Origin of the sequence: Pseudomonas sp. 22085, from assembly GCF_052045815.1 — a bacterium.
GTDB classification, from domain to species: Bacteria; Pseudomonadota; Gammaproteobacteria; order Pseudomonadales; family Pseudomonadaceae; genus Aquipseudomonas; species Aquipseudomonas glycinae.
Genome location: NZ_JBQEQA010000001.1, coordinates 561051 through 573871 on the forward strand (window position 1 = coordinate 561051; position 12821 = coordinate 573871).

Sequence of the window (12821 nt, forward strand, 5' to 3'; positions counted from 1 at the left end):
GGCCTTACAACTGCCAGGAACCGATGTCGGCATTCACGCCATCGCCGTCAGGCTGGCCGTCGGCGCCGAGGGAAAAGATGTCGATCTCGCCGTTGGCACCGGGATTGAGGTACTGATAAGGACGACCCCACGGGTCATTCGGCAGACGCTCCAGGTACGAACGCCAGTTGGTGTTCTTCGCATCGGCCGGCCGCTCCACCAGCACCTTCAGGCCCTGGCTCTGGCTCGGGTAAGTGCCGTGATCGAGGCGATACAGCTTCAGCGCCTGCATCAACCCGCCAATGTCCTGCTTCGCCGCCGTGGCCCGCGCCTGATCCGGCCGGTCGAGCACCTTGGGCACCACCATCGCCGCCAGAATCCCGAGAATCACCACCACCACCATGATCTCGATCAGCGTGAAACCCTGCTGCCCACGGGGCATCCGGCTCGGTCGATTGGGCTGTTTGAATTGCGCGATATCCATCTCGTCATTCCCTGGCTTGATTCGATTCGACGCGCAGTGTTGCAAGAAGATATGTCAGGGATGTTGAAAATCCTCGGGTGTTTTCGTCGTCAAGCCGTCAAGCACGGGCGTTAGCGTCAAGGGCTGCCCGACTGCCCGAGACCCCGATGCGCACCCCCTCCCCGCAAGCCGGATTCACCCTGATTGAAGTGCTCGTCGCGCTGGCGATCATCGCCGTCGCCATGTCCGCCGCCGTGCGGGTGGCGGGGTTGATGACCCAGAGCAGCGGGGTTTTGCGGGATCGCTCGATTGCGATGATTGCGGCGCAGAGTCGGATGGCGGAATTGCGGTTGGAGGGACGGTTGCCGATGGGGGTTAAGGCGATGGAGTGTGATCAGGGGCGGTTGTTATTGCGGTGTGAACAGGTGATTGGTGCGGCGGAGAATGGGCGGTTGCTCAAAATTGGCATTCAGGTATTTGATCGCAACCAGGATGCGCCGCCGCTGGCGAGGCTGGAGACGTTGCTTAGCCGTCCTGAAAATCCCTAGCCCTAAACCATCCCGAAACGTCGCTCGGCTAGGAGGTATATGAATAAGTCGCGGGACATTTCCGACACACACCTAAAGATCTAAATCAACCTGCACATACCGCGTTGAATCCATAATCAACTCGGTCTCTCAGGTCGATGTAAAGCGCAAGACACCTCGGTCGGCCCCCTCTCCCTCCGGGAGAGGGCTGGGGTGAGGGCCGCTTTCGACTCGAAGCGGCCTTTCGCTTTTGCCTGTCTATGAATTTATATAACCTCGCGAGGTTCGTTTCGCACACTCATTGCAATATCCAGGATTCGTTTATGCATACTGACCAGGCCAGGCTACTAGCCCTCGCACTCCTTGAGATCAGGGCATTGCTTGCTGATTATCTGGGCAGCGATGCCGATACCCCAATGAGCGTCCGTGTCGCGGCGCATTTGGCCTACGCACTCCACAATGAAGCGGAGGCTACATACAGCAACGCCGACTTTCAGCTCGACCAAGCAACCCGAAAAATCGCCGCTATCGATCAAATTCTTGGTGTTACGGATGGTGCCGCGCTGTTAAGCAGATTTGAAATCGAGCCGAGAGCAGCCGCTCACGAACTGAAATAATCCGCCCCTTTATTGTTCGGAAGGTCCAGGCAGAAGCACCACTCTCCACCCCAACCGTACGCCGGCTATCCAAAGTTTTTAGTTAGCTACAAATCTGCTGGAGGAACTGCTAAATGAAAACCCCGATCCTCCTGCTCCTCGCAATTTATTGCACGGGTACAAGCTTTGCGTTTGCCGGCGGCTCGCAAGCGACAAACGACAAGCACGGGCCAGCAGGCATCGCCGTCGATGAGCCCTTGGTGTCGGCCAGATCCAAGTTGATCAGACAGGGATGGAAGCCAACCCGGATGCACACCAGCGATGGTTATGAATACAGTGGCGTCGAGCGGGAGCTGGCCGCACGCGATTTCCTGGAGCTCGATACCTGCTCTTTTGACAGCTCGCGCTGCATCCTTTTCTATTCAAAGAAAGGCGCCTGCTTGCGAGTCGACACCATGGGAGAGCAACTCAAAGAAATGACGGTTACGCGATGGGCCAATGAATGTCCTGACGCGTCAAAGGAGCCCAGTAAAGACGACGCGGGTTAGTTACTGGTTTGTGAAAATCCGTCTGTTTAACCGACTTTCTGAATACTGTTTAACGACACCCACCGTTACTTCCTCAAGGCTACAACGCCTTGCGTCATTGCCTACGACTACGCCAGAATCCGCCGGCTTGTGCGTCTAGGGTGAGGGTCTTATCGTTTCCGGGTCACTGAAAAACAGTGATCGGGTTTGGTAGCCCGACCTCCCATATGACGCATAACGTCACCTAGCGCAGACGCCCTTTCGGCATTTGTCTTATGGTGGCCATGCGCAGGGCGCCCTCGGGCGCGCCGGATTTTCCATATGGGCCGGTCTACCAACCTTCGTATGGCCACCACCACTCGTTTGGTAGCGAGAGTGATGGCTCCTTAAGTCCCATATGGAGCTACATTTATGTTCAAACCAACACCAAACCCACCAGAAACCGACCCGGTCTCCCCCTACAAATTCCCCGACTCCCGAACCCTGAACGAAGCCGCCGAACGCGCCCTCGACCACTACCTCACCCCACAACAACGCATCATGGGCAGCCACCACAAACACGACCCCATGTACCTGGCCAACCCGGCCTACAACACTGAATCCCTGCTGGCCAACGCCAGCGAATCATTGGGATCGGCGAGCGAAATGCTCAATAACTTCGCCGCCACGCTTGAGCCTGCACATCGCAAGACTGCGATAGGGATTGCGCAGTTGGTGATGTTGAGCGAGCTGGCGGTGAATCAGGCGTTGGATCATGTTGAGGTGAAGACGTAAGCGTCTGAGTGCTGTAGCTCAATAGACGAAAAGAAAATGGCCGAGGTTGTCAGGTGCGACTGACGACCTCGGCCAAATGAGCATTTCTATTTTTTGCGGCACATCTCGACGTCGTCCTGAGTCTTCAGGTCTGTGTCGATTCCCAACCGATACCTGCAGTAATCAATAATCCACCCCCGCTCCTCTGCTGTCAGGCGCTCTACCTTCCGGATTTCTCCATCGTTCGCGTGGATGTTGTAGAACTTCATCTGAAACGTCGGGTGCTTCTTGATGAAGACAATGGTCTCGATGTCTCCGTCCTCAAGGGCTTCGTAGTAGCCGACGTAAAACACCGTCGTTACGACGAGGATCGCTGCGATTAAAAGCTTTTTCATTCCGTTGGTGCCGGTGGTAGAGGCTGAAGGGTTCTAGCATGAAAGGAGACTGATTGAATGCCAGAAAGTAAATCAGCCCGCATTTTTTGCTCTTTTTATTAAGCTTGTACTAATCTCTATCTCCGGGCATTGGTGACTCATTCACTCCTCACATCAAGAGGTTTAGACGACTATGAAAATCGGCAAACACTCTCGCACCATTGCAATGCAGTGTCCGACTTGTGGAGGAACATCTTTCGAATATGAGTCAAGCGATAGCCCTGAGGTCAAATGCATCCAATGCGAGAGAGTAATTCAGCGCGATGAGCTACTGCGCGAAAACAGTGAAAACATCCAAGAAAACCTGGAGGAAATCAAAGCAAACATTGTAAAAGACATTGCTAACCAAATGAAAAAATCTTTAACCGCCGCATTCAAAGGCAACAAGAATATAAAAACAAAATGATCAATTTCGTAATCGACTCCGGAGACGTGATCGCAGGGCTTGCGCTAATTTTCTCAATTTACGCAACAATCAAAACCATTCAGTTTAACAATCGTCAGCAAAAATTAATCTCAACCCAGGAGAAACTTAATCAGCTATTGCTTGAGAAGGAAAGCGCAGTTATTGAGATCGAGAAGCAAGCTGAGCTCGGCGCCTCCTTCCTAAAACTCGGGAACAATCATTATCGCTTAAAAGTCTGGAATAAAGGCAAGGTCCCTGCACAGAATGTCTCAATAGACTTTCCCGAAGGGAATGACGTTATTTCAACACGCGAAATCGATGAAAAATTCCCATTGCAACAGCTTGATGTCCATCAAACTGTTGAACTGATTGCTTCCGTAGGCCTCAGTACCAAATCAAAGCATCTTGTGAAACTTATGTGGTCGGACGGAAGACCCGAGAGAGTTGAAAAACTTATATGGGTTACAATCTAACAAACTCATTCAAAGGGGAGCGATCTATTGCCTGGAACACCACACTTTTTCCTTTTCTAGTCCTTTATACGTCGCACTGACACTCCAATTTTAACCTTAGGGCGCCATACTGCGTGGGTGCAACCATTAACACGTTCAATTCCAACCAAATTTCCACCCCACCACTCACAAGACAATTACTTAATCAGCTATCTGCATCCGTAATGCCCTCTTCATCACCACCAACCAATATTGATTTACCCATCAAGATGTAGAGCTCCCTCATTCGTTCCTGATGAGCTCGATTATTTTCCACCGCCTCCAAATCGTTTTCATCTTCTACATTTGGGTCAAAATCCCCACCTATTATCATGGCATGTTCAGCTTTAAGCAGCATTTCGTCAAACATATTCAGGTTCAAATTGAGCCAATTACTAAACTCCGGGTAACTCTCAACAATCTCTTCACCAACCCGAACTTTAAACAAAGACCTCACGCACATCGGGTATTTATTCTCTTTAGCTCTCTCAATAGCAGCAAAAATCATCCCAATGAATAGCTGACCACTAAATCGGAGCGAATAATCAAAAACGTCATCCCTCAGACCATATTTTATGCGTACGGTTTTAGAGTGCGAAAAATAGCGCTTCATAAGTAAGTCCGCGCGCGCCTGATACGCCTGAAGCATTTCACTCTGAATTATATTCTTAGTACGCTCTTTCAACTCCTCAAAAGTAACAAGCTGAATATTAGTTTTCAGCGCAGCCTCCATCGCACCACTCTGAAAGCCTTTAGCAGAAATTAAAAACCCTTTATCAGCGCCAACTTCATCGACTACCGTGCGTAATGCTAGCACTTTCTCTTTCGGAACATTGCTTTTCCAATATTTAGCTTCTACAACCCACTTAATATCAGCACCTAAAAACTTCGTAACTACTAAAACATCTATATCATGCTGAGTTCTGATGCCGTCAAGTGACACATTTGTCTTAGCCATTGCACCCAAGCTACGAAAGTGCTCGGCAATTAACTCCTGAAATTCATACCATTGTTTTGTTTTTTTCACTTTCAACCCCGCACACTTAAACTATAAACAAAGGGGACTGATCCATACACTGAACAAATCAGCCCCATTTTGCTTCAAAAAAGACGCCTTCCTGATCAAACTGTTGAGAAAAAATACAAAGGGGACTGATCTATTTACTGAATAATCAATCAGCCCCATTTTTTCATGAAAACTGGTTACTTCAACACCATGCATAAAGAGTCAGGTTGATTTTTCGCTGAAATCGCCAAGCAGCTTCGCCTCAATGTAAGCCTGCCACCGCTTATTCAGTCCAGCATGACTTAACTTATAAACCCAAGGCAGTGTGGTAGGTGCCCTTTCAATAGCCGCATTGTAATCTGACATCAGCAGCAAGACATCAGACTCTCGATAACCTCTTGCAGCTGCCACCTCAACCCGTTTGAATATCTCGTCAATCGTAGAAGCAGAGTTTCTGTAAGAAAGTAGCAAGCCTAGAGCGTCGGACGAAATAACAAACACCATAATTGCTATCATCACACGAGACATAGTTATCAAGCCATCTGACTTGAGTGACGCCACAGCAGCACCGCTCACTACAAACACAGTTGCTACAAGCAAGAAAAGCAACCCAGCCATAGCCTGAGAACTTGTATTTTGAAGATCCCGAGTCCAGTACGATGACTCTTCAATCATCTCCGCCAATCGCTTGTTACCAGGAGTTTCTCGAGTCGCAAAATGATCTTCTTCGCGCCGAATCATATTGGGAGAAATTGCCACTCTAAATCCGTCGCTGATTCTAAGCTGTTGACCAGCCGATGGCTCCATCTCAAGGCCGCTCATAAGTAAAACTGCTCGGCGCGCCTGATCTCCAGCTGATCGATGCAACAACTGTCCTTGGCTTAAGTAGAACCACAAAAGCATTAGAACAAAGCCAAGGACTGCGTATACAAATAGATACTTATTATCGTTCGAAAAAACAGAAATCGCGGCAATCACTGCAACCAAAAGCTGGGTAAACATCATTAACATTTGTAATTTTTCAGCCCTATTAGATTCAGCTCGCTGATGGCTGAGCAACCGATTTATGCTAAATTCGCTATACACCTCTCGCAACCTACCTTCAATAAAGTCTTTTTTACCAAGCCCATAAGCTTTAGCATCATCATGATAAATCTCTGCAAGATGCTTTTTCAGTTCTACATAATCATCAGCAAGGGTTTCATCGGAAGCAAGCTCATTCTTAAAAACAAGCATGTCCCTCCCCCAACGACTATGAGGCTTGCATACGTGGATATGAAAAGAAACTGAATCATCAGATGTATATTTTGTAAGGTAAAATCTAGGAGCATCATCACACTGCTCATTTAAATCATAGCCTATCCCCCTCAACTCATTCACAAGGGTATCAACAAGAGACCAATCACTGATTGATATCAGCATATCAATTATAGGCTTACTGGATAACCCCTTAACCGATGTCGAACCCACATGATCAATATAAATTTTCGTGCAACTTACTACTGAGCCAATTAATTTCGACTCCCTTAAAAAACTCTCAACCCAAGAATCGCTATACTCAGAGATATTTACCGTACTCACCTTAACCGCTACTCCCTATAACTCAAGCAATGGCACTCAATCACGCCCTTCCGTACTAAACACCACCACAAGGAACCGTTCATTTTAGACCAAAAAATCACAAAAAAGTATCATTACGAATTACAACATAAAACGAACATCAAACGGGACGGATTTATTTTAGCCCCCACTTTTTCAATCTAGTTTCCAAAAACAGATCAGTTTCCTTTCGCCTCTTACCATGCGTAATTATTCAATATATTATCCTGCAACTCCAGAACGACATTTGTTGATTTAAATACAATTTGCCATTGACCCAGCCTGGTCTGATAGTGATGTGCAGCAGCCCACTCAATCACTCGAATGGGTTTATACGCTCCATACATAGCAATCAACTCGTTCAGATGTATATCACAACCAGAATAACCAACCACAACAATTTGAGTTGCCTCTTGCAGCGCGCGATGCAAATAATGCCAGTAGGTAGTGAGAATAGGCGAAGCGCTTATGACCGATCGCTTATGCGCAACATGGGTTAACACTATGTGCTCGGAAGGATTAGCGGTAAATGTACTAATCTCATGACGCTGAAGCTTTCGAATACGCCCATCAATGTCTGTGTAAAACAAAGGAGATCCATGCAAGTGCAGGTAGTAACCGAAGGTCCTACCCCACAATCGTTCCAAATTAGACGAATCAAATCCTTGATTAGTTATCCCGTCGACTAGATTTCCTCCATAGCCGGAGAGGATTCCGCGGTCAATAAACGACCCATACAGTAACCTGTCGTAATTCAAGGTAGCAACATGAGAGTTAGTCTGTTGAATAAATTCACACAGTGCAGTTATGAAAGATGCGGGCAAATCAGCGTCGGTTAAATGCAGCCTGCTCGCCACCATATGCATATATTTAGCCACTGCAACAGGAAAGTGCTGTCCTTGTGCTGTGAGCCAATGTAGATTCGGGGAAAGTATATTATTTAGCGTTTTGCATGCTGTGACAGCTTGATGTAATACGTCGAGTTGTTCTTCATTTTGTGGTATCGCATTCTCATGCCCGAGGGTGAGACTGATCAGCCTTTTGTCTTCTGGCGTTAAAAAGTGAGCGATGTTCCATACATCGTGCATAACCTGGGCTAAATTGAAATGATTGGGCGAAAGAGCCATCCCCAATCCGTTGCCAAAAATTAATGCTTTACGCATCTCTCATCCTTGTTTTTGGTGGTATTAAAGCCTTTAGATAGCAAAAGAGAAAAAATGATGTCAACTGGCCTTTAGTCCGGTATGCCTTGAACCTCGCAATTTAGGGCCTCACCAACCTAGGCATATCCACCCCCTCCCCCAACCTCTCCACCTCCAACCGCACCCTCTCCCCACCCTGCTCAACCACCACCCCATCCCCCTCCACCGCCACCAACTTCACCCCAGGACTCACCCGCTCCCCCTGCAAAAAGCTCCTCGGCGGCCCATCGTTCAAACTCAAAATCGCCACCGCCCCCTGGCTCCCCGCCATCACCCCACTGACCTTGATCTCCACCGGCGCCGTGCGATTGGAAAACCACTGCAATGCCGGGTTATCGCTACGCGCAGCGAGCAGTTGCGGGGTGGCGGCCGGGGTGTGGGATTCGGCGGTGGTCAGGAGCAGGGATGACCAGGTGGCGATGCCGACCAGGGCGGCCAGCAGTGCGGCGGCCTGGATGATTTGGGGGGGTGAAAAGCGTGCGGTGTATCTCATGGGCTGAATCTCCTTTTAGTCCCGGTGACCAGACTACGCGGCAATTCTCACGGTTTTATTTCACACGCCTTACATGTTGGCCGTGCAGGATGGTTTTTTGGGACGGGGCTGGACGCAAGGGAGTGCGCATTCGATGAACCGGTGCAGGCAGCAGGGTTTTACGTTGATCGAGTTGATGGTGGTGCTGGTGATCATCGGCATCGCCAGTGCGGCGATCAGTCTGAGTATCAAGCCCGATCCGTTGCAGTTGCTGCGCAAGGACGCCGAGCGCGTGGCGCAGTTGCTGCAGATTGCGCAGGCTGAGGCCCGTGCGGATGGTCGGCCGATTGCGTGGTTGAGCGATGGCAAGGGGTTTCGGTTCAGTCGGCGCAGTGACAGTGGCAAGGGTTTTGATCATTTTGATCGGGACCCGCAGTTGCGGCCGCGCCCCTGGCAGAGTCCGAAGCTTGCGGTGCGGGTGGAGCCGAAGCAGAAAGTCGTGCTGAACGCGGAGTGGATCAATCCGCCGCTGCAGTTGACGCTGTCTGACGGGCTCAATCGGTTGAGTGTGCTGCGCGATGCTTCGGGCCGGATTAGCGTGCAATGAACAGACAGCAAGGTTTTACGCTGATCGAGGTGATGGTCGCGATTCTGTTGATGGCGGTGGTCAGTCTGATTGCCTGGAAGGGGCTGGACAGTGTCACCCGCGCCGACAGCCATTTGCAGGCCAGTGGCGAGCAGAGAGACAGCCTGTTGCGGGCGTTGAATCAGATGCAGCGGGATGTGGAGATGCGCGCCGGGGTCGAGCTGACGGAGCCGAAGAAGGTCGGCACCGAGGATGAACCGGCGACGGCGCCGCCAGCCGTTACGGTGCGCAGCAGTGACAGCAAGGGGTTTCGGCTGGACATCATTCGGAGCGCGGCGGATCAGCCGGGGGCGTTGCAGCGGGTGCGCTGGTGGCTCAAGGGGGACACCTTGTATCGCGCGGTGGCGCCGGCGCGGAGTCGGTATCCGTTGCCGGCACCTACGGCTGGGGTGGCGGTGTTGGGTGAGGTGAGTGATTTGCAGGTGCGGGTTTGGGAGATGGATAAGGGGTGGCGGCAGTTGAGCGGGAATCGGCGGGAGGATCCGTTGGGGTTGGAGGTGCGGTTGACTCGGGAGACGGCGCAGGGGGTGGAGAAGTATCGGCAGGTGATGGGGCCGTTGCAGTAATTTGGATCACTGAGGTTTGTGTGGGAGCGGCGGTGCGACGATTCGACTTGCTCGCGAAGGGGGCGGAACATTCAACATCTCATTGGCCGATCCACCGCTTTCGCGAGCAAGCCCGCTCCCACAGGGTTTTAGGGTGTTTGTGGGTGTTGTGTAGTTAGCTGAGGACGACTACGCCGCCCGGGAGTTCGGTGCATTTGACGCCGTAGGCATCGCGGATCAGCGCGCCGACGCCGGCCAGTTGGTCGAGGGAGAAACGTGCCTGTACGCGGCGCTGGCCGAGTTCACGGTTGAGCAGCAGCAACATGCCTGGGCGGTAGCGGTTGATCTCGTCAATCATCTGGCTGAGGGTCGTGCCGTTGAACACCAGGACTTGTTGGCGCCAGTTGGTTACCGCTGCCGTGTCGACGCTTTGCACGGTGCCGACCTGTTGCGCGTCATAGGTCAATTGCTGGCCCGGTTCCAGGCGCAGGCTGCGGCCTTCGACTTCCACGTCTACTGCGCCATCGAGGCACGTCACGCACACCTGTTGATCGAGGTTGCGCAAGTTGAACCGCGCCCTGCTCGCCCGCAACCAACCACCACCGGCCTGCATCGCCATCGGCAGTCGCGCGGTCTGCACTTCGACTTCTCCGCTGACCAGTTCAAAGCCCTGCACGCCCTCATCCACCGAACGCTGGTTGATGCGGGTCTGGGTGTTCAGTTCCAGGCTCAAGCCGTCGGCCGGTTCGACCCGGCGTTGCTGGCCGACTTCGGTGATGTAATCCGCGCCGAGCCCGGAGAACCCGCCCGGAATCGTGCCGCGCACCAGCAGCAACGCCGCCGACGCGGCAATCGCGCCACCGAGAAAGGCCCGTCGTCCAAACCGTCGTGGAGCCTGCATCGCTTCGGCTGCCGGTTGCAGCAGGTGCCACAAGGCCTTGCACTCTTCGAATGCGCGGGCGTGTTCGGGGCTTTGCGCGCACCACTGGCGCAGCGCTCGGGCGTCGGCGACCGTGGCGCGGCCGGAGGTCAGCAGGATCAGCCAGTCGCGGGCTTCGCTTTGCAGACGCTCGGCAGGCGTGGGCTCGGCAGGTGTCAGACGGAAGATGTTCAAACGCGCAGGTACTCGACGGGTTGATCGGGAGCTTCATTCACTAGACGGTTTTCCGGCCCCGCGACCGAACCGCTGAAACACTTTTCTTTCCAGTTTGGCCGCGCAGTGTCCGAGGGCAGCCTTGATTTCCTTCTCGACCATGCGCGTGGAGATGCCGAAACGCTGGGAGATTTCCAGGTGCGGCGCTTCTTCCAGGCGTGCGGCGATGAAGATCCGGCGGCGCCGGGCCGGCAGTTCGTAGAGGGCGCTCAGCAGGGACTGGATTTCCTTCTGGCCGCCCACGACGCGCATCGGGTCCAGCGCTTCGTCGCTGACTTGCAGCAGTTCTTCGACTTCGCTGCCGGTGAGCAGCCGCGCATCGGCCTGGCGGCGGTCGGCGGCGATGTTCAGGGCCATGCGATAGAGGTAGGCGTTGGGCCGCAGCAGGTTCGGCGGCGCTTCCATGCGGTCGACCCGCAGGTAGGTTTCGTGCAGCACGTCGTTGGCCAGGTCCTCCGAGCCGAGACGGCGTCGCAGGCGCACCCGAAAGTCCTCGTAGGACGTCAGGAACAGCTGGACCATCGAACTTTGTCCGGCGTCTTTCATCCCCCGGAAACTCCTTCCCATTGTGTGCATTCCATGCGCTTTCCTGACGATTCGGGTAACAACAGCAACGTGACTGGCTGGCGCAATGCGCCGGGTGTCGGCCGGTCGATTTTGAGCGTGTGAAAGCTGTCTACCAGCGCTGCATCGCGCCGAACATCGCCGGTCGAGGTGACCAACCGGTTGTGCTGCACCACGCCGTCGCGGCCGATCCACAGCTGCAACACCGCGCGAAAACTGCCGGGCCGGGTCAGCGGCGAGCGGCACAGGTTGCGTTCAATCGCGGCCTGCACCGCCGTGGCGTAACTGCGGTTGACGGCTGCGCTGGCGGGGGTCGGTTTCTCCGCCGGCATTGGCATGTCCTCGACCTGCGCCACTTGCAAGGTGAACGCGTCGTCGCGGCTGTACTTGGCCATCAAGCCGCTGCCGCCGAGCATCCGCCGCAACGCTTCGGCGGCGGTGAATTCACCTTCCACCGCCAATGAGCGTCGACCGCGACTCAACTGGCTGTCGACCAGCACCGCCATGCCGGTGGCGCGGCTGAACTGTTCGAGGGCGCGGGCCAGTTCCTGGGCCGGGATGTGCAGCGTCATGCGCATCGTCGCCGGCACCGGGTCGGCGCTGGCGCGGCTCAGAAACAAGCCAAGCAGCAGCCCCAGACAGAGCTGGCGCATGAGCGCTGAGCGCACAACATCCTCCCTGGCACGGCCTCGCTGCACGGCTGATGTATCCCTGAAAACCGTCATCCTGAGGGCTGTTTATGAATCTGGTGTGACGGCCACTGCAAAAAAACCATCACGGGATCGGCGCCGCCGTTGCACTAGACTCTTGAGCTATAGCGGCCCCTTCGGGCCGGCCAGGAGGCAGGCATGAAATCAGTCTGGAAAGTTGCCCTCGGCGGATTGCTGCTGACGGTGTTTAGCGCTGCACATGCGGAGCAGCCGCTGGGCTGTGTCGAGGTGACGGTGGGGGGCTACAAGGCGCCGAATTACGACTGCCTGAGCCAGCAGATGGGCAACAACCCCGACGGCGCGGCGGCTGCGCAGAAGAATCAGGAAGCGATGAATGTGCCGATCAACAAGCGTCCGCCGAATCAGGTGGGGTTGGCGACGCCGGCGGCCACGAGTACGCGGATGGGCAACACCTTTGGTACGTCGGTGAAACCGCAGCGGCCGCCGAACTAGCTTTCACCTGATCGTTCCCACGCTCCCGCGTGGGAATGCAGCCGTGACGCTCCGCGTCACTGGACGCGGAGCGTCCCCAGAGGCATTCCCACGCGGAGCGTGGGAACGATCAAAACCACAGCCACCGAACCACTTTTACCTGATCGTTCCCACGCTCCCGCGTGGGAATGCAGCCGTGACGCTCTGCGTCACTGGACGCGGAGCGTCCCCAGAGGCATTCCCACGCGGAGCGTGGGAACGATCAAAACCACAGCCACCGAACCACTTTTACCTGATCGTTCCCACGCTCCCGCGT

The 12821-nt window shown here is 53.8% G+C and carries 18 protein-coding genes; 9 read left to right on the plus strand and 9 right to left on the minus strand.

What is annotated here, in order from left to right:
- Positions 1-4 precede the first annotated feature (4 nt).
- Positions 5-463: a type II secretion system major pseudopilin GspG gene (gene gspG / locus ACTJK7_RS02335; protein WP_007959380.1), complete on the minus strand. Its 459-nt coding sequence runs from the start codon at positions 461-463 to the stop codon at positions 5-7.
- Positions 464-609: 146 nt separating this feature from the next.
- On the opposite strand from gspG, the gene gspI reads away from it, so the two are divergent.
- From gspI to ACTJK7_RS02355, 4 genes are all read left to right on the plus strand, one after another.
- Positions 610-990, plus strand: coding sequence for a type II secretion system minor pseudopilin GspI (gene gspI / locus ACTJK7_RS02340; RefSeq protein WP_201819248.1), 381 nt, complete (start codon positions 610-612; stop codon positions 988-990).
- Positions 991-1292: 302 nt separating this feature from the next.
- Complete coding sequence (locus tag ACTJK7_RS02345) at positions 1293-1586, plus strand: hypothetical protein (RefSeq protein ID WP_103386687.1); 294 nt, start codon at positions 1293-1295, stop codon at positions 1584-1586.
- Between the two features lie 113 nt (positions 1587-1699).
- Positions 1700-2113 carry a hypothetical protein gene (locus ACTJK7_RS02350; protein ID WP_201819246.1) on the plus strand — a complete coding sequence of 138 codons (414 nt, stop codon included), beginning with the start codon at positions 1700-1702 and terminating at the stop codon, positions 2111-2113.
- 390 nt (positions 2114-2503) lie between these two features.
- Positions 2504-2866 (plus strand): DUF6124 family protein, encoded by a 363-nt coding sequence (locus ACTJK7_RS02355; RefSeq protein ID WP_011333718.1) that lies wholly within the window; start codon positions 2504-2506, stop codon positions 2864-2866.
- A gap of 86 nt (positions 2867-2952) precedes the next feature.
- Here the strand turns inward: ACTJK7_RS02355 and ACTJK7_RS02360 are convergent, their stop codons facing one another.
- Positions 2953-3240, minus strand: a complete 288-nt coding sequence (locus tag ACTJK7_RS02360; protein ID WP_103386689.1) for a hypothetical protein — start codon at positions 3238-3240, stop codon at positions 2953-2955.
- 172 nt (positions 3241-3412) lie between these two features.
- On the opposite strand from ACTJK7_RS02360, the gene ACTJK7_RS02365 reads away from it, so the two are divergent.
- Both ACTJK7_RS02365 and ACTJK7_RS02370 read left to right on the plus strand, forming a co-directional pair.
- Positions 3413-3685: an ECs_2282 family putative zinc-binding protein gene (locus ACTJK7_RS02365; RefSeq protein WP_201819244.1), complete on the plus strand. Its 273-nt coding sequence runs from the start codon at positions 3413-3415 to the stop codon at positions 3683-3685.
- The gene (locus ACTJK7_RS02370) at positions 3682-4158 is read left to right on the plus strand and encodes a hypothetical protein (protein ID WP_219736980.1); all 477 of its coding nucleotides are present in this window, start codon (positions 3682-3684) and stop codon (positions 4156-4158) included. The genes ACTJK7_RS02365 and ACTJK7_RS02370 overlap by 4 nt, the downstream gene beginning before the upstream one ends.
- 184 nt (positions 4159-4342) lie before the next feature.
- Here the strand turns inward: ACTJK7_RS02370 and ACTJK7_RS02375 are convergent, their stop codons facing one another.
- The 4 genes from ACTJK7_RS02375 to ACTJK7_RS02390 form a co-directional block, all read right to left on the minus strand.
- Positions 4343-5203, minus strand: a complete 861-nt coding sequence (locus ACTJK7_RS02375; RefSeq protein WP_323151901.1) for a restriction endonuclease — start codon at positions 5201-5203, stop codon at positions 4343-4345.
- A gap of 201 nt (positions 5204-5404) precedes the next feature.
- Positions 5405-6763, minus strand: coding sequence for a GrpB family protein (locus tag ACTJK7_RS02380; protein WP_103386692.1), 1359 nt, complete (start codon positions 6761-6763; stop codon positions 5405-5407).
- 215 nt (positions 6764-6978) lie between these two features.
- A complete protein-coding gene (locus tag ACTJK7_RS02385) occupies positions 6979-7944 on the minus strand; it encodes a hypothetical protein (protein WP_103386693.1) in 966 nt (321 codons plus the stop codon).
- 100 nt (positions 7945-8044) lie between these two features.
- The gene (locus ACTJK7_RS02390; RefSeq protein ID WP_440780103.1) at positions 8045-8476 is read right to left on the minus strand and encodes a type II secretion system protein N; all 432 of its coding nucleotides are present in this window, start codon (positions 8474-8476) and stop codon (positions 8045-8047) included.
- Positions 8477-8609: 133 nt separating this feature from the next.
- On the opposite strand from ACTJK7_RS02390, the gene gspH reads away from it, so the two are divergent.
- Positions 8610-9062, plus strand: coding sequence for a type II secretion system minor pseudopilin GspH (gspH, locus tag ACTJK7_RS02395; protein WP_108562333.1), 453 nt, complete (start codon positions 8610-8612; stop codon positions 9060-9062).
- Positions 9059-9667: a prepilin-type N-terminal cleavage/methylation domain-containing protein gene (locus tag ACTJK7_RS02400; protein WP_440780102.1), complete on the plus strand. Its 609-nt coding sequence runs from the start codon at positions 9059-9061 to the stop codon at positions 9665-9667. The genes gspH and ACTJK7_RS02400 overlap by 4 nt, the downstream gene beginning before the upstream one ends.
- Positions 9668-9821: 154 nt before the next feature.
- On the opposite strand, the gene ACTJK7_RS02405 is transcribed toward ACTJK7_RS02400, so the two are convergent.
- Genes ACTJK7_RS02405 through ACTJK7_RS02415 form a run of 3 tightly spaced genes read right to left on the minus strand, consistent with a single transcriptional unit; the run spans position 9822 to position 12016 of the window.
- Entirely contained in the window at positions 9822-10760 is a 939-nt protein-coding gene (locus ACTJK7_RS02405) for a FecR family protein (protein ID WP_440780101.1), read from the minus strand.
- 33 nt (positions 10761-10793) lie between these two features.
- Positions 10794-11345 (minus strand): RNA polymerase sigma factor, encoded by a 552-nt coding sequence (locus ACTJK7_RS02410; protein WP_011334580.1) that lies wholly within the window; start codon positions 11343-11345, stop codon positions 10794-10796.
- Positions 11342-12016 (minus strand): STN domain-containing protein, encoded by a 675-nt coding sequence (locus ACTJK7_RS02415; RefSeq protein WP_440780140.1) that lies wholly within the window; start codon positions 12014-12016, stop codon positions 11342-11344. Before ACTJK7_RS02415 ends, ACTJK7_RS02410 begins: the two co-directional genes overlap by 4 nt.
- A gap of 195 nt (positions 12017-12211) precedes the next feature.
- On the opposite strand from ACTJK7_RS02415, the gene ACTJK7_RS02420 reads away from it, so the two are divergent.
- The gene (locus ACTJK7_RS02420) at positions 12212-12526 is read left to right on the plus strand and encodes a hypothetical protein (protein WP_064381183.1); all 315 of its coding nucleotides are present in this window, start codon (positions 12212-12214) and stop codon (positions 12524-12526) included.
- The last annotated feature ends 295 nt before the right edge of the window (positions 12527-12821 follow it).

Excerpts from the sequence above, each read along its gene's own strand:
- ACTJK7_RS02360 (WP_103386689.1), bottom strand. The coding sequence starts at position 3,240 with ATGAAAAAGCTTTTAATCGCAGCGATCCTCGTCGTAACGACGGTGTTT.
- ACTJK7_RS02370 (WP_219736980.1), top strand. The coding sequence starts at position 3,682 with ATGATCAATTTCGTAATCGACTCCGGAGACGTGATCGCAGGGCTTGCG.
- gspI (WP_201819248.1), top strand. The coding sequence starts at position 610 with ATGCGCACCCCCTCCCCGCAAGCCGGATTCACCCTGATTGAAGTGCTC.
- ACTJK7_RS02420 (WP_064381183.1), top strand. The coding sequence starts at position 12,212 with ATGAAATCAGTCTGGAAAGTTGCCCTCGGCGGATTGCTGCTGACGGTG.
- ACTJK7_RS02410 (WP_011334580.1), bottom strand. The coding sequence starts at position 11,345 with ATGAAAGACGCCGGACAAAGTTCGATGGTCCAGCTGTTCCTGACGTCC.
- ACTJK7_RS02350 (WP_201819246.1), top strand. The coding sequence starts at position 1,700 with ATGAAAACCCCGATCCTCCTGCTCCTCGCAATTTATTGCACGGGTACA.
- ACTJK7_RS02345 (WP_103386687.1), top strand. The coding sequence starts at position 1,293 with ATGCATACTGACCAGGCCAGGCTACTAGCCCTCGCACTCCTTGAGATC.
- ACTJK7_RS02365 (WP_201819244.1), top strand. The coding sequence starts at position 3,413 with ATGAAAATCGGCAAACACTCTCGCACCATTGCAATGCAGTGTCCGACT.
- gspH (WP_108562333.1), top strand. The coding sequence starts at position 8,610 with ATGAACCGGTGCAGGCAGCAGGGTTTTACGTTGATCGAGTTGATGGTG.
- ACTJK7_RS02415 (WP_440780140.1), bottom strand. The coding sequence starts at position 12,016 with ATGCGCCAGCTCTGTCTGGGGCTGCTGCTTGGCTTGTTTCTGAGCCGC.
- ACTJK7_RS02385 (WP_103386693.1), bottom strand. The coding sequence starts at position 7,944 with ATGCGTAAAGCATTAATTTTTGGCAACGGATTGGGGATGGCTCTTTCG.
- gspG (WP_007959380.1), bottom strand. The coding sequence starts at position 463 with ATGGATATCGCGCAATTCAAACAGCCCAATCGACCGAGCCGGATGCCC.
- ACTJK7_RS02355 (WP_011333718.1), top strand. The coding sequence starts at position 2,504 with ATGTTCAAACCAACACCAAACCCACCAGAAACCGACCCGGTCTCCCCC.
- ACTJK7_RS02400 (WP_440780102.1), top strand. The coding sequence starts at position 9,059 with ATGAACAGACAGCAAGGTTTTACGCTGATCGAGGTGATGGTCGCGATT.
- ACTJK7_RS02390 (WP_440780103.1), bottom strand. The coding sequence starts at position 8,476 with ATGAGATACACCGCACGCTTTTCACCCCCCCAAATCATCCAGGCCGCC.